The 23696-nt window shown below is 38.5% G+C and carries 20 protein-coding genes and 1 pseudogene; 14 read left to right on the top strand and 7 right to left on the bottom strand.

What is annotated here, in order from left to right; genetic code table 11:
• The first annotated feature begins 98 nt into the window (after window positions 1-98).
• The 3 genes and pseudogenes from DX522_RS11665 to DX522_RS11660 all read left to right on the top strand — a co-directional run bounded on the left by DX522_RS11665 (window position 99) and on the right by DX522_RS11660 (window position 2791).
• Entirely contained in the window at window positions 99-1217 is a 1119-nt protein-coding gene (locus tag DX522_RS11665) for a hypothetical protein (protein ID WP_262054173.1), read from the top strand.
• A pseudogene (locus DX522_RS11965) lies at window positions 1199-2200 on the top strand (hypothetical protein); the annotation flags it as partial. The gene DX522_RS11665 and the pseudogene DX522_RS11965, both read left to right, overlap by 19 nt.
• A 60-nt stretch (window positions 2201-2260) precedes the next feature.
• The gene (locus DX522_RS11660) at window positions 2261-2791 is read left to right on the top strand and encodes a YadA-like family protein (protein WP_226397188.1); all 531 of its coding nucleotides are present in this window, start codon (window positions 2261-2263) and stop codon (window positions 2789-2791) included.
• A 71-nt stretch (window positions 2792-2862) separates the two neighbouring features.
• On the opposite strand, the gene glpE is transcribed toward DX522_RS11660, so the two are convergent.
• The 3 genes from glpE to ilvY are packed head-to-tail and all read right to left on the bottom strand — an operon-like array spanning window position 2863 to window position 4969.
• Complete coding sequence (gene glpE, locus DX522_RS06110; RefSeq protein ID WP_005633166.1) at window positions 2863-3180, bottom strand: thiosulfate sulfurtransferase GlpE; 318 nt, start codon at window positions 3178-3180, stop codon at window positions 2863-2865.
• A complete protein-coding gene (rarD, locus tag DX522_RS06105) occupies window positions 3181-4059 on the bottom strand; it encodes an EamA family transporter RarD (RefSeq protein ID WP_115180167.1) in 879 nt (292 codons plus the stop codon).
• A 31-nt stretch (window positions 4060-4090) separates the two neighbouring features.
• Window positions 4091-4969, bottom strand: a complete 879-nt coding sequence (ilvY, locus tag DX522_RS06100) for an HTH-type transcriptional activator IlvY (protein ID WP_115180166.1) — start codon at window positions 4967-4969, stop codon at window positions 4091-4093.
• A gap of 751 nt (window positions 4970-5720) precedes the next feature.
• On the opposite strand from ilvY, the gene ilvC reads away from it, so the two are divergent.
• The 3 genes from ilvC to DX522_RS06080 all read left to right on the top strand — a co-directional run bounded on the left by ilvC (window position 5721) and on the right by DX522_RS06080 (window position 10621).
• On the top strand, window positions 5721-7199 hold the full coding sequence (gene ilvC, locus DX522_RS06090) for a ketol-acid reductoisomerase (RefSeq protein WP_115180165.1): 1479 nt from the start codon (window positions 5721-5723) through the stop codon (window positions 7197-7199).
• Between the two features lie 71 nt (window positions 7200-7270).
• Window positions 7271-9880: an autotransporter outer membrane beta-barrel domain-containing protein gene (locus tag DX522_RS06085; protein WP_115180164.1), complete on the top strand. Its 2610-nt coding sequence runs from the start codon at window positions 7271-7273 to the stop codon at window positions 9878-9880.
• Window positions 9881-9934: 54 nt separating this feature from the next.
• On the top strand, window positions 9935-10621 hold the full coding sequence (locus DX522_RS06080) for a pseudouridine synthase (RefSeq protein ID WP_115180163.1): 687 nt from the start codon (window positions 9935-9937) through the stop codon (window positions 10619-10621).
• A gap of 2 nt (window positions 10622-10623) precedes the next feature.
• Here the strand turns inward: DX522_RS06080 and DX522_RS06075 are convergent, their stop codons facing one another.
• Window positions 10624-11373: a hypothetical protein gene (locus DX522_RS06075; protein WP_115180162.1), complete on the bottom strand. Its 750-nt coding sequence runs from the start codon at window positions 11371-11373 to the stop codon at window positions 10624-10626.
• A 63-nt stretch (window positions 11374-11436) separates the two neighbouring features.
• The gene (locus DX522_RS06070) at window positions 11437-12120 is read right to left on the bottom strand and encodes a 2,3-diphosphoglycerate-dependent phosphoglycerate mutase (protein WP_054420165.1); all 684 of its coding nucleotides are present in this window, start codon (window positions 12118-12120) and stop codon (window positions 11437-11439) included.
• A 186-nt stretch (window positions 12121-12306) separates the two neighbouring features.
• Between DX522_RS06070 and envC the strand changes: the two genes are divergently transcribed.
• Together envC and DX522_RS06060 are read left to right on the top strand one after the other, a co-directional pair.
• Window positions 12307-13539: a murein hydrolase activator EnvC gene (envC, locus tag DX522_RS06065; protein WP_115180161.1), complete on the top strand. Its 1233-nt coding sequence runs from the start codon at window positions 12307-12309 to the stop codon at window positions 13537-13539.
• Complete coding sequence (locus DX522_RS06060) at window positions 13539-14381, top strand: divergent polysaccharide deacetylase family protein (protein ID WP_115180160.1); 843 nt, start codon at window positions 13539-13541, stop codon at window positions 14379-14381. The genes envC and DX522_RS06060 overlap by 1 nt, the downstream gene beginning before the upstream one ends.
• Before the next feature lie 48 nt (window positions 14382-14429).
• On the opposite strand, the gene DX522_RS06055 is transcribed toward DX522_RS06060, so the two are convergent.
• Together DX522_RS06055 and DX522_RS06050 are read right to left on the bottom strand one after the other, a co-directional pair.
• Window positions 14430-15059, bottom strand: coding sequence for a response regulator (locus DX522_RS06055; RefSeq protein WP_115180159.1), 630 nt, complete (start codon window positions 15057-15059; stop codon window positions 14430-14432).
• Window positions 15060-15238: 179 nt separating this feature from the next.
• Window positions 15239-17743, bottom strand: a complete 2505-nt coding sequence (locus DX522_RS06050) for a class I adenylate cyclase (RefSeq protein WP_115180158.1) — start codon at window positions 17741-17743, stop codon at window positions 15239-15241.
• Window positions 17744-17879: 136 nt separating this feature from the next.
• Here DX522_RS06050 and hemC point away from each other — a divergent pair, with 136 nt between their 5' ends.
• The 6 genes from hemC (at window position 17880) to DX522_RS06020 (ending at window position 23679) form a co-directional block, all read left to right on the top strand.
• Window positions 17880-18812: a hydroxymethylbilane synthase gene (gene hemC, locus DX522_RS06045; protein WP_115180157.1), complete on the top strand. Its 933-nt coding sequence runs from the start codon at window positions 17880-17882 to the stop codon at window positions 18810-18812.
• A 9-nt stretch (window positions 18813-18821) separates the two neighbouring features.
• Window positions 18822-19583 (top strand): uroporphyrinogen-III synthase, encoded by a 762-nt coding sequence (locus DX522_RS06040; protein WP_115180156.1) that lies wholly within the window; start codon window positions 18822-18824, stop codon window positions 19581-19583.
• Between the two features lie 9 nt (window positions 19584-19592).
• Window positions 19593-20891 carry a uroporphyrinogen-III C-methyltransferase gene (locus tag DX522_RS06035; protein ID WP_115180155.1) on the top strand — a complete coding sequence of 433 codons (1299 nt, stop codon included), beginning with the start codon at window positions 19593-19595 and terminating at the stop codon, window positions 20889-20891.
• Window positions 20892-20900: 9 nt separating this feature from the next.
• The gene (locus DX522_RS06030) at window positions 20901-22187 is read left to right on the top strand and encodes a heme biosynthesis protein HemY (protein ID WP_115180154.1); all 1287 of its coding nucleotides are present in this window, start codon (window positions 20901-20903) and stop codon (window positions 22185-22187) included.
• Window positions 22188-22361: 174 nt separating this feature from the next.
• Window positions 22362-23021: an amino acid ABC transporter permease gene (locus DX522_RS06025; protein WP_049364192.1), complete on the top strand. Its 660-nt coding sequence runs from the start codon at window positions 22362-22364 to the stop codon at window positions 23019-23021.
• On the top strand, window positions 23011-23679 hold the full coding sequence (locus DX522_RS06020) for an amino acid ABC transporter permease (RefSeq protein ID WP_049364193.1): 669 nt from the start codon (window positions 23011-23013) through the stop codon (window positions 23677-23679). Before DX522_RS06025 ends, DX522_RS06020 begins: the two co-directional genes overlap by 11 nt.
• The last annotated feature ends 17 nt before the right edge of the window (window positions 23680-23696 follow it).

Here is a 23696-nt window from a genome sequence, read left to right as displayed (position 1 = left end):
ACAAAACAGATAATTTTGTCGACATTTTAATCACAAAAAAATATATAATTTTAAGTAGATCGTACATTTCACCGAACATCATCATTTGGGAGGATATTTTGAAAAAACGTACTGCTTTAACTACTGCAAAAAGTTCAGTAGCCTTATTACTCTTTACATTGCCTTTATCTTCTAACCTTGCCTATTCTGCCCCGTCCACAACGGGTGAAGGAAATATTGTCACAGGCGATCATGGCGTTGCAACTGGCTATAACAATGCTGTAACAGCTAAATATGGTTTAGCACAAGGTAATGATTCTGTTGCAACAGGTGGCAATATTTCTCGTGAAGAATTTAAGGCTATTCTTGAAAAAGAAAAGCAAACGATTGCTAATAAGAGCAAGGCTGATAAAGATCTTTCCAATATAAATGAAAAAATTGAAGCCAACAATAAAACTGAGGAAGATCTAAACAACAGAATCAAAGAACTAACAGAGTTGATCAAAAACCACAATAAGGATAAAACAAATAAAATCGATTCACTAAATAAAGATTTAAGTAATAAAGAAAAGGAATTAGAAAATTTAAAAAAAGAGTTTGAAGAAGCACAAGATAACGTTGGGTCAATCTTGGCATCAATCAATTCAGGAGGAGAATTTGTTTGGGTAAATTACCTAAAACAAATAAAAGAACTTAATATTGAGAAACTTACAGATAATTCTAATGGAACAACGGGACGTCAAAAGTTAGCAGCAGACTTAAAACAGCTAGTTGAAAAAGATTATCCTAAGCTTCAAAAATGGAATATAGATAAATATGAAGCTATTGTTAATGGGTATCTAAAAGCTAGAGTATCCTTCGGAGAGGACAAAGAGAAGATACAAAACACAATTAAATCTAGAAATGACAAATACTTTCTTAACATTGGAGCAACAAGTGATCTAGGGATATACGCAAATCCAGATGTTGGTATTGTTCCCGATTTACTAGAAAAAGTAAATTCTGTAGGCTCTGTAGCTCTCACAGAAGGAAAAACAATTCCAAATAAAATGACAGAAAGTTTCTTTTCATCTGACCAAAAAGAGCGTTACGTACAATATTCCACTTTACTAAATATAATAAATGGGACTAATACAATAAATGAGTTAAAGGAACTTTATAATCTTAATAATACACATAATAATAATATAGATAAACCTAATAATATAGCAAATCTCGTATTTTATCTTCCCCAATAAAACATGAAAAAGATGATCAAGTAAACCATAGTAATTTTTTATTAACAAGCCATACATATTACGATCCTTATTCTAATCCTAATGATGTTTCTAAATATGGTCATGAAGGAGAGGGGGAGTACATCCGAAACACAAGTAAAGATAGAACAAAACCATCTCTTTATTATTATAAAACATCAAAATTTTTTAAGGATTTCTTCAGTGGGGAAAATACCAATTATCCAGAGAAGAATGTTGATCCGTTAAGAGAGTGGGTCAAGAGATTTTATGATGATTTTTATAACCTAATCGATCTTAATGCCCCTGAGGATAAATGGCTTTTTGATAAAGATGATTTTCTTGAACAACTTAAATTTGTTGAAGGTTTTGCAAAGAAAATATCAGAATATATTGCGGCTTATGAGGAAGAAAGCAAATCCCCAACAGAAGAAAATGTTAAAAAAAGAGAGCTCCTTTATCGTGAAATCGATAAGGAAATAGATAATCCTAGAAATTATTATGAAAATATTAAATTTAAATTTAAGGAATCTACCAAGAACTTATGGAATAAATATGCTGAAGAAACAGTAAACGAATTAAATGACTGGGCAAAAAAATTAAAACTTTATGATCCTCATAATGAAGTCGTTGAGGGAATAACAAAAGAATATGAAAAAGCCCAAAAAGCCTCAGATGAGGCCAAAATAAGATTTGAGAAGAAGGAAGAAGAAGTCAACAATCTTACATCTCAGATTGAAAATTTAAAATCAACATCCGATTCTCAAAATTCAAATGAGTTAAAACAAAAACAAGAAGAACTTGCAAAAAAACAAGCAGAAAAAGAAGAGTTTGAAAAAGAGCGAGCCAAAAAGGAAAAAGCACTAAAAGAGTTAGAGGAAAAACTAACACGTCATTTTTCTAATATTGGTGAAAACTCAATTGCTGCAGGGAAAGAATCCTTTGCGAGCGGTACAAACTCAATTGCTATCGGTACCAAAAATGAGGTAACGGGTAATAATTCTGTAGCAATTGGTGCAGGGAATAAAGTTGCATCACATAATGTGATGGTGTTAGGCAATAATGTTACTGTTGATGCAGGGTTTGATGGCGCTGTAGTATTAGGTAACGAATCTGCGCCAAGTAAACCAATGCCTGTAGAAAGCATCACGATTCAAGGCACCACTTATCGATTTGCTGGTACAAATCCAACATCAACTGTCAGCGTAGGTGCCGAAGGTAAAGAGCGTCAAATTACGCACGTTGCAGCAGGTCGTATTACCAGTACATCAACGGATGCGATTAACGGCTCTCAACTTTATTCTGTTGTCGAGGCTATTAATCAAAAAGTTACCCAACATAATAAAATGCTGAAAGCTGGGATTGCGGGTTCTGCTGCAATAGCTGGATTGCCACAAGTACGAGGTAATGGTAAGTCTATGATTTCTGCGGGTGCAGGAAACTTCAAAGGACAAAATGCTATTGCTGTGGGATATAGCCGCTCTAGTGACAACGGTAAAGTATTATTCCGCCTAAGTGGAAGCACAAATACGCAAGGCGACGTGGTAAGCTCCGTTGGCGTAGGCTACGAATGGTAAACTAAGAAACACAAAAGTGCGGTGAAATTTCACCGCACTTTTTTCATCAAATCAATTTTATTTAAAACACATTAATAAGCTGTATCAATTGGTAATTCTGCTCGACACCAACCATCAAATCCACCAATAATACTAAATACATTTTCATAGCCTTGTTCCACTAGAAAGGTCGCTACATTTTTACTGCTTACCCCATGATAGCAGCTCACAATGATAGGGGAGTCAAAATCTACTAACTCTTCAAATTGCAAAAAACTTTGATTCGTTAAATGAAAAGCACCTTTAGGATGCGAGTAAGTAAAGCGGGCATCATCGCGAATATCAGCTAACACAGCCCCTTGTTGAACCATTTCCCAAGCTTGTTGTGGCGTAATTTCTTTAAATGACATTTATAAACTTCCTTTTGCGTGCTGTTTGTACACACCATCAATCACAACAAGAATCATAGCGAGCACTAAACAAATAAAAAGCGGGTAACTTTCGGCGTCAATTTGTTCACCGATAAAAAACGATACGAAAATCATCATAATGGTTTCCACATAACCAAGTAGGCCAAGCAAATTCATTGGTAGCATATTGCTAGCGATCACATAAGCAATCAATGCCGTGCCGCTAATTAATCCAAGCAATACAAGAAGTCCCCAAATATTAGGATTGCTTTGTTCAACCACTGCGAAATCTGTTTGTAACGCAAAATAAATGCTAATTGGGATTAGGCTCAACATCTCTAAACAAAAAGAAGCGAGATCACTATTTTTTAATGCTTTTCGAACGGAAAAATAGGTGGTATAGCCAACACAAATCACAATGGCTTCCCAAGAAAGCCCACCTTTTAGCACGATATTAGAAATCACCCCCAACGCGGCAATCACGACTGCAATAAATTTGAATGTTGAAATACGTTCTTTAAAAATTAAGCGACCTGCTGCCACCATCACAATTGGCAAAAGCAAATAACCAAAAGACACACTCAACGAACTGCCATTATTCGGCGCCCAAAGAAAAAGCCACATTTGAAAACCCATTAATAAGCCGCAAAAAAGATAAGGCAATGCCAAGTGCGGTTGTTTTTTGATGAGTTTTAAGCGATGAATCAACGCATTTTTCTGCTTAAACATAAACACGGAAAGGACAACAAAGGGAAACGTAAAAATCATCCGATAACCAAAAATATCCGTGCCACTCAAAGGTTTCAGCAGTGTAGAAAAATAATACATATAGCCAAATAAAAATGAGGCAAATAATGAAACGAGAACACCTTTAAACATAAGAAATCCTTATTCTAAACAGCCAATCATTCTATTCTAACATCGCCCAAAATGCACGGATTAAGGGTTGTTCGAGATTCCTTTTTTGGGTACAAATAACCAATTCAAAAGGCTCAATAGGCTTATCGAGATTAAGTCTGGAAATTTGGTTATTCATTGGGCTATTGTCAATCACCGCATCAGGCAACATCGCTAATCCGAACCCCAATCCTACCATCGGAACAATCCCTTCATGCCCTGCAACGGTAGCATAAATTTTCGGATGTTTAATATGTTTCTCCCGTAGCCATTGCTCAATCCGCTGCCGAGCATGCCCTTCAACAGGGAAAATAAAAGGCATTTGCTGCCAATTAATGGTTTTTTCTTGCAGTAATTGTGTTGCCAAACAAGCCACTCGCGGTGCGATTAAAGACAAGCTAATATCATCAATTTTATGAAATGCCACACTGGATGGCAGATTATTTGGCTTACCCGCAATAGCGAGGTCAACCTGTTGTGTTTGAATCAACTCTAATGCAAGCGCTGGATCGCCCGTCGTCAGCTGAATTTCCACTTTAGGATAACGTTGGCGAAATTCTTTAAGTACGTGCGGAAGATGGCTATAAGATGCAGTGACAGAGCAAAAAAGTTTAATTTCACCGCAAAGTTCATCGGATTCATCTTTAAGTTGTTGTTTAAATTGTTGCCAATTTTGCCATTCTGTTTTAGCAAATTGCAAAAATTTCTCACCATATTCAGTAAGTTTGACTTGCCGATTATCACGGATAAAAAGTGTCTTCCCTAACTCGTCTTCCAACCGTTGAATTTGACGGGAAAGGGTGGAAGGGGACATATGGTTTTGGGTGGCGGTTTTTGCGAAGTTTTTTGTGTCACTAAGGTGGATGAATATTTGTAGGTCGTTAAATTCCATAACTTTTTTTATCTATAGTAAAAATTAATTTCTTCGTTTTTTGTACTGCCAAATCTCCCCTATCCCTCTTTGCTAAAGAGGAAATTGTTCTTTACAGAACACAAAGATCTGCGTTTTATCTTTACAGTAATTAACATTAAATATGCTAATGACGGTGATAAATAATATAACGGAATCAGTTATCACTCATTGACTAAAGTTTCGTTTATATTAAAGAAAAATTTACTTCTTCATTTGATTTTTACGGCAATCAAAATCAAATAAGCAACTGTGGTTAAACATATACATAAACCAGTTTCTAACAATTAAATAAAGAGCTCCTATCTTTAGCAAAGATGGGTTAGTCCTTTGCATAATACAAAGATCTGCATTTTATCTTTATAGTAATTGACTAAAGTTCCTTTTATATTTAAGGAATAACTTAATTCTTTTTTGAGCTTTAAGGTAACTAAATATGCCAATAAATAACAATAATTAAAAATATGAATGAGTCACTTCCTAGCAATTAAATAAAGAATTCCCCTCTTTAGCAAAGAGGGGTAGGGGAGATTTGGCAGTACAAAAAACGAAGAAACTCATTAATAAAAGCCCAATCCTTATTTTCAACTTCAATAATTGCAAAAACTGCAACATTACATTCCCATAATATCACTTTACGCAACAACAAAAAATCCTATAATCAAACCACAACAAAAAAATATGCAAACACAACATCATACAATTATTCACCTTACACAATTAAGGACAAAAAATGGCTAACTATTTCAACACTTTAAATTTACGTCAAAAATTAGATCAATTAGGTCGTTGTCGTTTTATGGATCGCGAAGAATTTGCAGATGAAGCAAACTTCTTAAAAGGCAAAAAAATCGTTATCGTGGGCTGTGGTGCGCAAGGTTTAAACCAAGGTTTGAATATGCGTGATTCAGGCTTAGATATTAGTTATGCCTTACGCCCTGAAGCAATTGCAGAAAAACGTGCGTCATTCCAACGCGCAACCGAAAATGGTTTTAAAGTTGGTACTTATGAAGAATTGATTCCAACTGCAGATTTAGTCGTAAACTTAACGCCAGACAAACAACACTCTAAAGTGGTTGCTGATGTGATGCCTTTAATGAAAAAAGACTCTGCATTTGGTTATTCACACGGTTTCAACATTGTTGAAGTTGGCGAAGAAATTCGTAAAGACATTACAGTTGTAATGGTTGCGCCAAAATGTCCAGGTACTGAAGTGCGTGAAGAATACAAACGTGGTTTCGGTGTGCCAACATTAATCGCGGTTCACCCTGAAAATGACCCGAAAGGCGAAGGCATGGCCATCGCAAAAGCATGGGCTGCTGCAACGGGCGGTCATAAAGCGGGTGTTTTAGAATCTTCATTCGTGGCAGAAGTAAAATCTGACTTAATGGGTGAGCAAACTATCCTTTGCGGTATGTTACAAGCAGGTTCTATCGTATGTTATGACAAATTAGTAGCAGACGGTAAAGATCCAGCATACGCAGGTAAATTAATCCAATACGGTTGGGAAACGATTACCGAAGCATTAAAACAAGGTGGTATCACATTAATGATGGATCGCTTGTCAAACAGTGCAAAATTACGTGCATTTGAACTAGCTGAACAAATCAAAGAAAGCCTTGGTTTCTTATATTACAAACACATGGATGACATCATTAGCGGTCACTTCTCTGCAACAATGATGGCAGACTGGGCAAATGGCGATAAAGACTTATTCGCATGGCGTGAAGCTACAGGTAAAACCGCCTTTGAAAATGCACCAAAATATGATGGCAAAATTAGCGAACAAGAATACTTTGATAACGGTGTATTAATGATCGCAATGGTGAAAGCGGGCGTCGAATTAGCTTTTGAAGCAATGGTTGCAAGCGGTATTTATGAAGAATCAGCTTACTATGAATCACTTCACGAATTACCATTAATTGCGAACACCATCGCACGTAAACGCTTATATGAAATGAACGTCGTAATTTCAGATACTGCAGAATATGGTAACTACTTATTCTCTAACGTAGCGACCCCAATTCTTGCTAAAGAAATCATCCCAACCTTACAAAAAGGTGACTTAGGCGAACCAACCCCAGCAATGGAAATCGATAATATCACCTTACGCGATGTAAACGATGCAATCCGTAACCACCCGGTTGAATTAATCGGTCAAGAGTTACGTGGCTATATGACTGATATGAAACGTATCGCAGTTGCGGGTTAATCATAAAATCGGTAAAATTTAAGCCAACTTATTCAATAAGTTGGCTTTTTTTATAATCCAAAGGAATTAATATGAAAAACAACAAAATTTTTAACCGCACTTTTAAAGTGAGTTTGGTGGCTATGGGCTTAGGATTAGTTAATTCAGCATGGGCAACAGATCTCACTTGCTCAAACTCAACAGGATGTCAGTATTCTTGGGGTGCATCACCTAATTGGACTTTCAACAAAAACCAACAAACATCAATTAGTGATGCAATTAATGTAACTATTACTCCAGGAAACTACCAAAATACAGCTAAAACCGATGTTGGAACTAGGACTGATGGAGGACAACCACTAGCCTCTAGTGATTCACTATTTAGTATTTTTGACCTTACTGATAGAAATAATCATATTACTGTTAAATCTGGTGTAAATGCCACACTTAAAGAAGACTACCCTTCAAGTTCACTTTTAGATATATCGGGGGCTGTTGCTACTTTTGAAAAAGGCTCAAAACTCATTATTGAGAAAAATTACGCACAAATTCACAATATAACGGATGCTTATGGTGATTCAAGTGGCAACTCAGCGATTGAATCTCGTGGTGGCAAAATTAATACACAAGCTGATATTGAAATAAATAACGATGGTTCTAGTGCAATTGAATCTCAAAAGACCTCAGTTATCAATTCATCCAATCATAGTATCAAGATGAATGGAAAGAGTGATATTGCCTACGCATTATATGGTGCAGAAGATATAGCAAATATCAGTAATGTACAAATTACTGGAAATCAAGATATGCAATTTGCTTTTGACATCGGTACAGATGAAGAGAATGCGCTTCAGACGATTATAGCTAATGGTTTAAATGTAACTCTTAACAATAAAAGTGGCTTATTCACTACATCAGATAGCGGATCGCAAACAATAACACTAACAAATTCAGAAAGTAATACAGGTTATGGGTTGCTCGCATTCCCATTGGGCGAGGATCAGTTAGTTAAAATTAATTTAGAAAATACAACATTAAATGCTACTCAAGCATTAATCTCGCTTAATGATAAAAACTTCCCCATTGAAGCAGAAGAAGGCGATGATGCTTTAGATCCCAAAGCTGCAGGTGTCTATCATCTAAACCTTACAGCTAGTAAGAATTCTAAACTAACAGGTGCAATTCTTGAAAACCCAGATTCTCCAGTAAAAAATGAAATCAGCTTATCTATGTCTAATAGTCAATGGAGCTTCAATAAATCAAGCACATTGAATAACCTAGATGCTAACAGTTCTGAGATTACATTTACTCCGACTTCTGAATACAAAACATTAACAATTAAAGATAATCTCACTGGTTCTAGCACATTTAACCTCAATACCAATATCACTGAAAACAAAAGCGATAAAATCGTTGTTAAAGGCACTGCTGAAGGTAATCATAAAATTGGGGTAACGAACCAAGGTGCAAATGTTGCTAACGGAAAAGTGACACTTGTTGAAACCAATGGTGGTAACGCTGCATTTAGCTTAACGAACCCGAATAATCGTGTAGATTTAGGAGCTTACCAATATTTCCTAACAAAAGAAGGAAATAATTGGGTATTAGCGAATTCTAAAAATGCGGTCACCCCAACTCCACCTGTTGCACCAGTTACACCAAATAAACCTGTGGTAACTCCAAGTAATCCAGTGGTGACGCCAAGTAATCCTGTGGTGGCGCCAAGTAATCCTGTGGTGACGCCAAGCAATCCTGTGGTGACGCCAAGCAATCCTGTGGCAACTCCAAGTAATCCAGTAGTACCACCTGCAGCTCCAGTTCTACCAAGTACACCATTACTTTCAGACTTAGCAAATGCACAAGTTTCTCTTCGCCAAGCACAATTGCTTTTAGTGGAAGATGATTTAAGTGGCATTCATCAACGTCTAGGTGAAGTGAAAAACGGTGAAAAAGGTAATGTATGGGTTCGTAATGTGAATTCTCGCCAAAAATTAGCCGCACTTTCGACAGGTGAGAGTGAAACTTCTGGCTTTAAACAAAACGTATATAGCTTACAAGTGGGCGCTGATGCTGCTGTAACAGATAATCTCCGTGTTGGTGGATTTGTTGGTCGTAGCCAAGCTAACGTTGATTTCAATGGTTATTACGGTGATGGCAAAGTAAGAAGCAACAGCGTGGGCTTATATGCAGCTTACCTTGCAGATAACGGTATTTATGTAGATAACATCGTGAAATATAGCCGTTTATACGCTAACTCAGATCACACTGAAAAACGCCATTACAACGCTTATACTATTTCGAGTGAATTAGGCAAACGCTTTAGCCTTGCGAGTGATTGGACAATTACCCCGCAAGCACAATTAGCGTGGACACATATTTCATCACAAAAGAATGAAGATAGCTTATCTTCTGTTTATTCTCGAATTGGTTTACGTGTAGCCAAAGGCTTTGCATTAAGTAATGGTTGGAATTTACAGCCTTATGCAGAAGTAAATGCGATTACTAGCAAAAACCGTAGCAGCAAAATTCATTACACAAACAGCGCGCTTGATGTCGCAAGCAGCCGTGGACGTTTTGAAAGTGCGGTCGGTTTAAATGCTGGATTTGCAAATCATCGTTTTGGTTTAGAAGTAAGCCGTGCTGACGGTAAAAACTTCGATAAACCTTATGCAATTCAAGCAGTTTATCGCTATCAGTGGTAATATAAAAGGGCGGAGTAAAATCCGCCCTTTTTCTCTTTTTACTGAATAAATAATATGTCGAAATCTTTCCCATCTCGCTCATTTACAACCAAACGAACGGCAAAACCTACTCGTTCATTTAAGCCTAAAGTGAAGCCGCTCACACTAGAACAGACCACTGTTGTTTTATTGAACAAACCGTTTGATGTACTGACACAATTCACCGATGAAAATGGCCGAGTTACGTTAAAAGATTTTATTGCTATTCCTAATGTGTACGCGGCAGGACGATTGGATCGTGATAGCGAAGGGCTACTGATTTTAACGAATAATGGTGAAGTGCAACATCGTTTGGCGGATCCAAAGTTTAAAACAGAAAAAACGTATTTTGTGCAAGTGGAAGGTATTCCTGAAGAAAGGGACTTAGACAAGCTTCGTCAAGGTGTGGAATTGAAAGATGGGATGACGAAACCGGCAAAAGTGCGGTTGATTTCTGAACCGGATTTTCTCTGGCCTCGCAATCCACCTATTCGTAAACGTCAAAGTATTCCAACGAGATGGTTGGAAATTAAAATTAGTGAAGGGCGTAATCGACAAGTGCGTCGAATGACCGCACATATCGGCTTTCCTACATTACGACTTATCCGTTATCAAATGAGCCATTTGACACTTGATGGACTAAGTAATGGTGAATATCGCTGTTTGAATGAAGAAGAAATGCGTGCGTTATTCAAACAACTTCATTTGAACAACGCACATTAAGATTAGAAACGTTGAGCGGGTTGTGCGTTTTCAACTTGCACGAAGAAACCTTTATCATTCAAGATAATGCTGTAATCGGTAACATATTTAACGCCGTTGGTTTCCACTATTGCATTACAGCTGCGAATGCCTTGTTGTGGATAAGATTGCGTTTCACGGGCTTGCGTGATTTGTTTCACTGCCATTTGGGTGTGAGTAGCAGCACCTTGTTTTTTGAAGGCATCAGATAATACCGCAAAAACTTTTGAATCATTACATCTTGGTACGACGACAGATTTTGTCACCATACTCGCTGTTTTTTGCAAGACAGCATCTACTTTCTTTTCAGTCACTTTTTCAACAGCTTTTGGTTTCGCTGATTCTTTAATGGCACTTTGTTTGCTTTTCGCTACCGTCTTTTTGTCTTTTACTGCAGTTTGCTTAGTTTTTTCTACTGGCTGTTTGCCTTTCATTTTTGTCGGCTCTGCTTTAGCGGCTTTATTTGTCGTTTTATTTTTTATTTTTTCTTTTTTCGTTACCGCTTTTTTCGCTTCAACAATTTTAGCTGGCTTTTTTACTTCTGCTTTTTTGGCATCTTCTTTCTTTTTCGCTGTTTTAGCTACGGTTTTAGGCGCAGTTGCTTTCTTGGCTTCCACTTTTTTAACTGCCGTTTTCACTGACTTGGTTTGAGTTGATGTTGCCGTATGATTTGGCGATGCCGCAAAGGCCAAAATAGGTAACAAGGCAAAAATCACCATGAGTAATTTTTTCATCCGTTATTCTCCTTAAACAAAAAGTGCGGTCAAAATTAACCGCACTTTGAAATCATTTATAAATTAAAGATAGTAGTGTTCTACGTAGTTTAATTTATCGTCAAGTTTTAATACTAACGGTTGACCAGTTGGGATTTCAAAATCCATGATTTCCGCATCAGAAATACCGATGATGTGTTTTGCTAATGCACGAAGTGAGTTACCGTGCGCCACCACTAAAACACGTTTACCAGAGAGCATTGCGGGTGCAATTTGATCTTCCCAGAATGGTAATGCACGTTCTAAGGTTAATTTTAAGTTTTCTGCGTTTGGTACCACATCAGATGGGATGTTTGCATAACGACGGTCGTTATGTGCAGAGTTTGGATCTTTCGGATCTAAATCTGGAGGAGAAATGTCATAAGAACGACGCCAGATATGAACTTGTTCGTCACCGTATTGTTCTGCGGTTGCTTTTTTATCTAAGCCTTGTAATGCACCGTAGTGACGCTCATTTAAACGCCAGTTTTTCACTTGAGGAATCCATAATTGGTGAGATTCTTCTAACACGATGTTACAGGTTTTGATTGCACGAGTTAAAACAGAAGTGAAGGCGATATCGAATTCATAGCCTTTCTCTAACAATTTTTTACCCGCTGCTTTTGCTTCTTCTACGCCGCGCTCGGTTAAATTCACATCACGCCAACCAGTGAATAAATTTTTTGCGTTCCACTCACTGAAACCGTGACGAATGAATACTAATTCCATAAGGATCTCCTAAGTATTGATAAAAAATGAATGGTTCTTTTATAGCAAAAAATCGTTATGTTTAAAAGTAAAAAGGCGGTATTTACTGATCTTTCGCAAAAAATCCTCTGTAAACTTTTAGCCACTCAAAAATAATGCTAGTATTCAAGTTTTATTCATCCTTTAATTTCTCTCAAGTTTAGATGTATGCAGCAAAGCAATCGTAGAAAAAAAATCTTATCAAAACTGACCGCACTTTTTGCTTGTGGTCTGCTTGGCTTTTCATCTTTCGCGCAAGGCAACGATCTCAATCAAATTCAAAAACAAATTAAACAACAAGAATCGAAGATCGCAGAACAAAAGCGCGCACAAGCTAAACTCCAAGCCAATCTTAAAGATCAAGAAAGCAAAATTAATAGCGTTGTCGGTGAATTACGTGAAACAGAACTAAGTTTGCAAGAAATCCGCAAGCAAATGGCGGAAACCGAAAAACAAATCAAGCAATTAGAAAAGCAAGAGCGCGTGCAAAAAGCGAAGCTCGCACAACAAATAGATGCCATTTATCGCTCAGGTGTAAATCCTTCCACCTTGGAAAGAATGCTTTCAGAAGATGCGAAAAAAGCGGAACGCATGAAAGTGTATTATCAGCATTTAAACCAAGTTCGCATTGATATGATTAACAACCTGAAAGCGACACAAGAGAATTTAGCGAAACAACGCGAAGCGATTTCAGGGCAACAAAAAAATCATCGCGATCAACTTTCTACGCAAAAGAAACAACAACAAGAATTACAAAAAGCGCAACAAGAACGCCAATCAACGTTAAATGAACTCAACAAAAACTTAACGAAAGATCAGAACAAGCTGGAAACGTTGAAAGCGAACGAAAATGCCCTTCGCCAAGAAATTCAGCGTGCTGAACAAGCCGCTCGCCAACAAGAACAACGTGAGCGTGAAGCCCTTGCTCAGAAAAAACAAGAGGAAGAAAAACGGACCTCAAAACCTTATCAACCAACTGAGCAAGAATGTCAGTTGATTAATAGCACCAGTGGTTTAGGTACGGCAGCTCGTCAATACAGTCGCCCAGTTTCCGGCCCGACGTTATATTCCTTTGGTTCAATCCAAGCGGGTGAAGTGCGCTGGAAAGGTATGGTTATCGGTGCACCAACGGGTACTGCGGTAAAAGCCATTGCAAGTGGTCGTGTTATTCTAGCGGGTCATCTTAACGGCTATGGTTATATGGTGATTGTGAAACACGGCGATAGCGACTTGAGTTTATATGGTTTCAACCAAGCCGTATTTGTAAAACAAGGTCAGCTTGTGTCTGCGGGGCAAACCATCGCCCAAGTAGGTAATACGGGTGAACTCTCTAAACCGGCCCTTTACTTTGGTATCAGCCGTAAAGGCGTGCCTGTAAATCCAGCTGGGTGGATTAAATAATGGCGACATTCTTTCAAAGTGCGGTCAAAAATACGATCATTTTTTCAACCGCACTTTTCTCTGCATTTACTTTTGCACAAGGCAAACTGGCTATTGTAATTGATGATATTGGCTATCATCCGAAAGAAGATGCCGAGGTTTTATCCATGCCTAAAGAAGTCTCTGTTGCGATTATTCCTACCGCGCCCTATGCCAAAATTCGCAATCAAGAAGCAAAAGCACAAAACCACGATATTCTCATGCATATGCCGATGCAGCCTGTCGGCAATATTAAAATTGAAGAAGGTGGTTTGACTCTTGGCTTGTCTGAAGCGCAAGTGAATGAACGAGTGAAAAAAGCTAAATCTATTGTGCCAAATGCCATTGGAATGAATAATCATATGGGCAGTGCAGCCACGGCCGATGCCACATTAATGACTTATTTAATGATCGCACTTCGCGAGCAGCATTTATTCTTTTTAGATAGCCGTACTATCGGAAAATCAGTTGCGGGAAAAATAGCAAAAGAACAAGGCGTAAAAGTATTAGATCGTCATGTATTTTTAGATGACAGCGATAATTTAGTAGATGTGCAACGCCAATTTCAGAACGCCATTCAATATGCACGTAAACATGGCACAGCCATTGCTATTGGACACCCTCGTCCAAATACCGTAGCCGTATTAAAATCGGGAATAAAAAATTTACCCGATGATATTCAATTAGTGGGTATGGGAAGCTTATGGCGAAATGAAAAAATCTTGCCACCTAAACCATTTATCTTACTTTTTAATGATATTCCTGCGCCAACTTCCATTGCGCCATTTGAGCCAATCCCTTTATTACGGGGTGTGCCAAGATAACAAAAAGAGCGGTTAGAAAACCGCTCTTTTTTATCGTTTTAATCTTACCTATCGACCATTTCGTTCAAAGAACAAGACGGTTGCGGCAACGCGTGAGTGAACGTTAAGTTTACGAAGTAAGTTACGAATATGCACTTTAACCGTTTCTTCAGAAATAAAAAGCTGACCCGCAATTTGTTTATTAGATAAACCTGTTGCGATTAAACGTAATACATCCATTTCACGATCGGTGAGTGAATCTATTGGATCAACGGTATGTTTGCGTTCTAACAGTAAATTTTTAATCGAATCACTTAAAATCACTTCGCCTTGTGCAATACGTTTAATTTGCTCAAGCAGCACATCTGGCTCAGTATCTTTCAATAGATAGCCATCTGCACCCGCATCGATGAGAGTGAAAATATCATTTTTTGCATCAGACACGGTTAAGATCAAAATTCGCGCATCAACACCTTCTGCACGCAGACCTTTGAGTGTGTCTAAACCAGAAAGACCTTTCATATTCAGATCTAAAATGATTAAATCTGGGGATTCTTGAATCGCAATGGAAATGCCTTCTGTACCGCTTCCTACATCAGCAATGACTTCAAAATTTTCTTCTAATTCAACTAATTGTTTGATACCACGACGCATTAATGGATGGTCGTCGATAATTAATACTTTTAACTTTTCTTGCATAATATTCTCCAAGAGATAAGCGGACGAACATTCTATTGCCTGAAGGCGAAAACGTCCACAGCCTTAGATTATTTCTCAATAGATTTTCGAACGAGGGATTCTATCGGGATTTTGCCTATTTTCCAATACATAATTTGCAGATAAATTTGATTTATCTCAAACAATGCTTTTTGATTTAGCTATTCGCAAGTCCTTTTGCTTTTAAATTTGAACGGCATAATACGCATGCCACTTTCTGTCGGATGCAATTGATAAAATTGCGGGTAATTAAAATTCCGTTGCACCATTTTATACGGATTTTTACAATCTTTCGAGCCGAGTGATTGATAAATCTGATTTACTTCACGAACTTTATCATCTTTTAAGCCCTCGCATTGACGATAAATCTCGAGGCGATTCTTTTCATCTAACAAATAAACATTAAAGCTATTATCGGCATTATCTTCAAAGAAGAACTGTAAAAATCCTTCACTGGCAAATAAATCAATTTCAGGTGGATATCGGCGTGTTTCAGGAATAGTTTCTTTCTCTTCTAACTGAGTTGGTAAAACGTCTTCAAAATTGACCGCACTTTCTTTTCCACCGTCAATCGGTTGCAAGCTAATCCCTTTTTCTTCAAAGAAGAATTGCCAGTTTTTCCCAGCCACTCGTAAACGGGAATGCATTGTTGGGCGACTATCACCTAATTGAATGCTGATACAACGGTTTACAAGTACGCTCACCAAGTTTCGTAATGTGCGGTTGTAGTGTTTACTGTAACAGAAAACCTGTACAGAACGAGGCTGATTCACACCTTGACCAATTTTATTAGAAAGCACTTTTAAGGCAAGCAAAATCGCATTCTGCCCTTCAAAATGTAAAGTCCGAATTTCATTCCACACATTACGGTAAGTGAAATCAATGCTTCCGACCAAACTCTGTTCTAACTGACCAAAACTGAATAAATCACTTGGCGAAATATTTGATTTAAGCTCTTCAACTTGTGCTGTTGGATCATTCACTAAGTTCACTGCAATAAACAAATCTCGGATTTCACACTGCGAAGAAAGTGCCTCATTTGTAGGAGTTTGACCATTTGTATGCGGGAAAAACAATCGTAAATCAGCCACAAAATTACGTAAATTGAGTTGGTCGATATTTTGACTGATTAGATGCAAACGAGTTTCAGCCGTCAGCAAACGATTAAAATAAGCCCATGCGACGACTTGATTTAAACTTTCACCGTATTCAATCACACGTTCTTTCGAGAACATAATGTGGTGTGGCGGCTGATTAACCATATACCACCCATCTTTAAAGCGCTTATTGCCGTGAACTTCGATGAACGTTAGGTGTTCTTCTGTTAAGTTATGGGAAATTTGTGAGTTTAGTAACGTAATTTTACCCGGCAATTCTTCAAAGGCTGTATAAAGTTTGCGAGAAAGCACCGTAATATCTTGCGGAATCACGCTAGAATTAATTTTATGTTTGCGTGCAAAATCCACTAGATTTCGATAACTCATCATTAAGAAATTTACCAAATTATTGTGACTTTCTTTCACCCGTTTGATTTTCCAATTTGGGCGCTGATCTAATTCTTCAATACGTTCTTTTGACCAGCCCCATTCTTGGGCCATCATTTTCATATAAGAAATACGCCAGTTTGAAGCGTGATATAACGCAAAGTCTTCTGTGGCTTTCACGTAAAAACAAGAACGTACAAAATCAAGACGCTTAAATTCTGAATGTGCGGTCAAATATTGGCTAATTCTCTCTAAAATCGCAATATAAGGATCGAAATGATGTATAGCGGTGCTATGGCCAGAAAGCAAATCCTCTTTAAATTGGCGAGCAATTAACTGGGCATTTGGGTATTCTTGGGCATAGGTTTCCAACAACAAGATTTTCATCACCGATTTATAAGGTGAATCAATACCTTTATAAAGTTGCCATAAGCTTGCACCGAAATATTCGCTCGCAGAGAATTGCCCTAATCCGCCAAAATCCACCCAATCATTTAAATTAAGCTCACCAGCCGCGACTAAACGCGCAACTTCGGCCTCATATTGCTTTTCATCTTCCACCCACAAGTGCAGCCACAATAATGGTTTACCCGCTAGACGTACAGCAGAGCGATAAAATTCTTCCAACAGCAACATATATTGAGCTGAACCGCTATTTTCTTTAGTTAGCGGATCGGAATAACGTTCGTTACGGAAACGTTGTTGTGTCATCAAATAGAAATGTATTTCCACATGAAATGTGGATGCCCATTGGCTGATTTTCTTCGTTTTTTCCGCTAAGCGCTGCTGATCTTGTTCAGATAAATCATCTTGATGGCAGATCCAAATATCCAAATCCGAAGCTGAAGTTTGGCTAATGGAGCCAAAACTACCCATCACATAAATACCTAAGATCGGTACAAAAACAGCATCAGAATTGACCGCACTTTGCACGTCTTCGGCAAGTTCGGGATGTTCTTTTGAGAGAAAATTTTGTTGATAATTAGAAAGAGTAAAATCGGCAATGCCTGCTGGGGCATCTTCCACATAACCCGGCAGAGCAGGATGATTAAGATGCAACAACAGCGGCACTAAAGAAACGATGTGTCGGAATGCATCACCTGAGCCCAATAATGCTCGATCAAAACGACGCTTGTCTAATGTTTCAATACATTTTCGGGCTTGAGTGAAATCGTATTTCAAGGCTTCCTACCTATGACCAAATAATTGGCGTTAATGTACCACTTACCTAGTCGGAAATCAAAAATTTAAATGATCTGACTTTTTGCCCTAAAAATGGTAGCATAGGGCATATTTCTATTTAAAATCAGCGGTATTTATGGCAGTGCTTAAAACCTTAAAAATTGCGACTCGTCAAAGCCCTTTAGCCCTTTGGCAGGCAAATTTTGTAAAAGATCAATTAGAACAATTTCACCCAACACTTTCTGTTGAATTAGTTCCGATGGTGACAAAAGGTGATGTAATCTTAGATTCCCCTTTGGCTAAAATTGGTGGAAAAGGCTTATTTGTTAAAGAGTTAGAAAACGCTTTACTTGAAAAACGTGCCGATATTGCCGTCCATTCAATGAAAGATGTACCGATGGAATTTCCAGAAGGTCTAGGCTTAAGTGTGATCTGTAAACGTGAAGATCCGCGAGATGCTTTCGTGTCTAATACATACCGTTCATTAGATGAATTACCACAAGGCGCCATTGTTGGAACATCAAGCTTACGTCGTCAATGCCAATTAAAACAATCACGCCCTGATCTTGATATCCGCTCCTTGCGTGGCAATGTGGGAACCCGATTAAGTAAATTAGACAATGGCGAATACGATGCCATTATTTTAGCCTCAGCTGGCTTAATTCGTTTAGGGTTAGCGGAACGTATTACCTCATTTATTGAAGTAGAACAGTCGTTACCGGCTGCCGGACAAGGCGCGGTAGGCATTGAGTGCCGTGTTGATGATGAAGAAGTGAAAGCATTGCTTGCTCCACTTTCCGATGCCACCACGACGACTTGTGTTTTGGCTGAGCGTGCAATGAATACCCGCTTACAAGGTGGTTGCCAAGTGCCAATAGGTGGCTATGCCATTGAGCAAAATGGCGAAGTTTTCTTGCGTGCACTCGTCGGAGAAACTGATGGCTCTGCGATTATTCGTGCGGAAGGTAAAAGTGCGGTTGAAAATGCCGAAGCATTAGGCGTGACCATTGCTGAACAACTTCTAGCACAGGGCGCAGATAAGATTCTGGCGAAGATTTACTCAGCATAGGAAATCACCATGGCTGTACTAGTCACCCGCCCCGATCAACGAGGAAAAGCCCTAGTTGACCAGCTGAATCAAGCCGGTGTGGTAGCCTTGCATTTGCCTTTGCTTTCTATTGAGGCGGGTGCCGAGTTAGCACAATTACCGACGAAACTTAATCAGCTAAAAAGTGGTGATTATGTGTTTTTGGTTTCAAAAAGTGCAGTCGATTTTGCAGATAAAACCCTGAAAGATATTGGCTTTAGCTGGCGTCAAGATTTACAATACTTTACAGTTGGACATAGAACGGCACAGCATTTTTCCTGTCAAACTGAATGCACTGTTCGTTATCCAATTACATCGGAAAATACTGAAGGTGTATTAAATTTACCGCAAATGGCAGAATTAACAGATAAAAACTTGTTAATTTTACGTGGCAACGGTGGACGAGAATTACTACGTGAACAGGCCACACTACACGGTGCAACTGTTGAGACAGTCGAATGTTACCAACGCACGCCGATTAGTTATAATAACGAAGAGCAAACCAGTATTTGTATTCGTTCTGGTGTGCAAACCCTTGTAGTAACAAGCCTTGAAATTTTGCAGGCGTTAATCGAATTTGTGCCTGAAAATGAACAAAATTGGCTAAAAAATTGCTGTTTAGTCACGGTAAGTCAACGCATTGCGGATGTTGCAGTACAACAAGGTTGGCATAATGTGGTGGTTTCCGCTGGTGCGGACAATCAAAGTTTACTTAATACCTTACTTAATGAAGTAACTCCCCTTTCTCACTAAGGAAAAGATATGGCGAAAGAGAAATTAACCCCTGAAACGACAGATGAAATCCAAGAAACAGATGCAGTGGAAATTCAAACCGAAGATCGCGAGCCTGTTGCGCCACGTACACAAACCGTTGTGAAGAAAAGTGGTACTGGATTAAGTTTATTGGCTATTCTCATTGCACTTGGCGTGGGTGGTGCAGGTTATTATTTTGGCCAACAAAAAGTGGATGAATTCCAACAAAAATTGACCGCACTTGAAGCTCAAATTAATAATAAAACGGTGGTTTCAGCACCTGCTCAAGAAGTAAAATTTGATACTACACAGCTTGCTCAATTAGAGTCTGCGAATAAAGCAACGCAAAACAAAATTGCGCAAGTAGAAGAGCTCATCAATGCCAAATCACATGAGTTAGTTGGCTTACAATCACAAATCAATAAAGTGAGCGCGCAAGCTAATGCTCAGCAACCTACTGATTGGTTATTCTCAGAAGCTGATTTCTTGCTCAACAATGCATTGCGTAAATTAGTGTTAGATAATGATGTAGACACAGCGGTTTCACTCTTAAAACTCACTGATGAAACCCTTGCGAAAGTGAACAACTCACAATCCGCGGCTATCCGTAGTGCTATCAATCAAGATCTAAAACAACTTCTCTCCGTCACAGGAATCGATCAAAACGCTGTCATGCAAAAATTATCTCAATTAGCCAATACGGTTGATGAGTTACCAGTGCTAGATGTGAATTTCGGTGATGACCAAAATGCAACAAAACTATCCGATTCCCTATCTGACTGGGCAGAAAATGCTGAAAAAAGTGCGACCTCATTCTTGAATCACTTTATTCGTATTTCACCGAAACACGGTGCAGATCGCAAAGAATTATTAGCACCAAACCAAGATATCTACTTACGTGAAAACATTCGTTTACGCTTACAATTAGCGATTATGGCTGTCCCTCGTCAGCAAAACGAACTTTATAAACAATCTTTAGAAGCCGTTGCATCTTGGATTCGTAGCTATTTTGATACCAATGCTGAAGTGACTCAAAGTTTCTTAAAATCAGTGGATGAATTATCTGAATTATCTATCTATGTGGATGTACCAAGCCAATTACAAAGCTTAAGTATGCTTGATAAGTACTTAAATCGTACTCCTTTAGATGTGCAAAAAATTGAAATCGAAGCAGAAAAGGCAATCGATAATTCACCAAGAAAAGAAGAAGTAAAACCAGCACCAGAAGCGAAAGCAGAAGAGTCAAAAGCTGAAGAAAAACCCGCTGAAGCACCAGCTGCACAACCGGCAACCAAACCCCAACAATAAGGATAGATAATGTTTAGAGTTCTCTTTTTAATGATCGCCTTACTTGCCGGATTGATTGCTGGGCCTTACCTCTCTGGTCAGCAAGGTTATGTCAGAATTGAAACGGCAAACACTATATATGAAATGTCGCTCACCACATTAGTCATTTTCTTTGTGGTGACACTTGCGGTGATTTATACATTAGAATGGATTGTTACCCGTTTCTTCCGTTTAAGTAGCAATACCTATAACTGGTTCTCTCGCCGTAAACGTGTAAAAGCACAGCGTCAAACCCTTGAAGGCTTGATGAAAATGAATGAAGGCGATTATGCCAAAGCAGAAAAACTGATTGGTAAAAACGCAAAACATTCTGCCGAGCCAGTATTAAATCTGATTAAAGCGGCTGAAGCTGCACAGCAACGCGGTGATGAATTCAGTGCAAACCGTTATTTAATTGAAGCGACGGAGCTTGCTGGCTCAGATAACCTAGTCGTCGAAATTGCTCGCACCCGTATTTTATTACAACAAAATAAATTACCGGCTGCGCGCAGTTCGGTTGACAGTTTGCTTGAAATGTCAGATCGCAACAAAGAAGTATTAAAACTTGCTGCTGAAATTTATAGCCGCTCCAAAGCTTATCAAGCTCTTGATGGCATCTTAGATTTAATCGAAGGTTCTGGATTATTCTCAGCTGAAGAATTTAAAGCGCTTCAACAAGAAACAGAAAATGGCTTGTTAGATGAGAAAATGAATGAAGAAGGCGTTGAAGGTCTGCTTGCATGGTGGGAAGCTCAACCACGCCGTCGTCGCAATGACTTAGAGTTAAAAACAGCTTTAATTCAACGTTTGATTGATTGCAACGACCATGAGTCAGCTTATGAATTCACGCTTGAAATCATGAAAAAATTGGGTGATAACACCCCAATCAGCCCTGAACTTTGCACGCAAATCACTCGTTTACAAGCAGAAGATAACAGCAAACTACTCAAGTTAGTGGAAAAACGCGCAAAACGTGCGGATGAAAGCCAACGTTGTTGTCTCAATCGTGCATTAGGCTATCTTTATGTGCGTAATAACGATTTCGCTAAAGCAGCAGAAGCATTTAAAGAAGTCACTGCTTGCCCAACTCAGCTTCAACCAAATGATGTCATGATGGCATCTTATGTGTTCGAACAAGCTGGCGACAAAGCAGCAGCGGAAAAAATTCGTCAGGACAGTTTAAAATCAGCCATGTCTATTCAAGATAAACCGGCTGAAATACAAGATGAACCAAAAACAGACGAAGAACCAACCGCACTTATTGCGAAACGTGATTAAAATAAACAACGACGGGGCTAAATAAAGCCCCGTCTTTTTATTATTTATCTATTGCCAAGCTAATTTAAAACACATCCCTTATTACATTTCATTATAAATAATGCATTTCCATTCTTTTCTCACCGATTCAAAATTTTTTACTATATCGTTACGCAAACGATCAAATTATAAAAAATGAATTGGGATTATATTTTAAGCGTCACCCCACGTTTTATTCATGCCACGCTGATGACGCTTCATCTTGCCTTTTGGGGCATTTTATTGTCGCTAGTGATTGGTGTGATTTGTGCGGTGATTACCACCTACAAAGTCAAATCATTAACTTGGTTAGTAAAAGGCTATATCGAGCTTTCTCGTAATACGCCTTTATTGATTCAAGTATTTTTTCTCTATTTTGGGCTGTCTAAAATTGGCCTGAAATTAGATGGGTTTACTTGCGGCATTATCGGCCTGGCATTTTTAGGTGGAAGCTATATGGCAGAAGCCTTTCGTGGTGGTCTGGAAGCCGTATCAAAAGGACAAATTGAATCAGCCTTAAGTATTGGTCTCACCCCTTTTCAAGCTTTTCGCTATGTGATTTTCCCGCAAGCCTTTGCGATTGCCACACCTGCAATCGGCGCAAATTGCTTGTTCTTAATGAAAGAAACCTCAGTGATCAGTGCCGTTGCCGTAGCCGAACTCATGTTTGTAGCGAAAGAAGTCATCGGTCTCGATTACAAAACCAATGAAGCCTTATTTTTACTAGTGGTGTTTTATTTGATCATTCTATTACCGATGTCTCTGTTCATCGGTCATTTAGAACGTCGTACTCGGAGAGCAAAATATGGGGCTTGAGTTATTATTCCAAGGTAGCAACATTGAACGCCTGCTCAACGGTTTATGGGTAACAGCTGAAATTGCATTCGTTTCCGTTTTCTTTGCCTGTATTTTAGGTGTGATTTTTGGCGTAATCATGACAAGCAAAAATCCCATTATCAAAGCCATTTGCCGCTTTTATTTAGAATTTGTACGTATTATTCCATTATTAGCCTTACTTTTTCTCGCGTATTTTGGTTTGGCAAAATGGTTTGATATTCACTTAGATGGCATTTCTGTATGTATTTTGGTGTTTATTTTCTGGGGAACAGCAGAAATGGGGGATTTAGTGCGTGGCGCATTAACTTCCATTGAAAAACATCAAGTGGAATCAGCCTACGCTTTAGGTTTAACGCCATTTCAAACCTTTGTGTATATTTTACTTCCACAAAGTTTAAAACGTGTGACACCAAGTGCTATTAACCTCTTTACCCGCATGGTAAAAACCAGTTCCTTGGCAATGTTAATCGGTGTAGTAGAAGTGATAAAAGTCGGTCAACAAATTATCGAGCATTCATTATTTAGTAATCAATCGGCGGCGCTTTGGATTTATGGTGTCATTTTCGGTTTATATTTTGTGATTTGTTACCCGCTATCCTTATTTTCCCGTTATTTAGAAACCCGTTGGGAAAGTTAATTTTAATTAGGAAAACA

The sequence above is a fragment of the Haemophilus parainfluenzae genome (assembly GCF_900450995.1).
Lineage (GTDB): Bacteria > Pseudomonadota > Gammaproteobacteria > Enterobacterales > Pasteurellaceae > Haemophilus_D > Haemophilus_D parainfluenzae_O.
The sequence above is the reverse complement of the archived record's forward strand: the minus strand, read 5'-3'. Positions and strand labels throughout refer to the sequence as shown.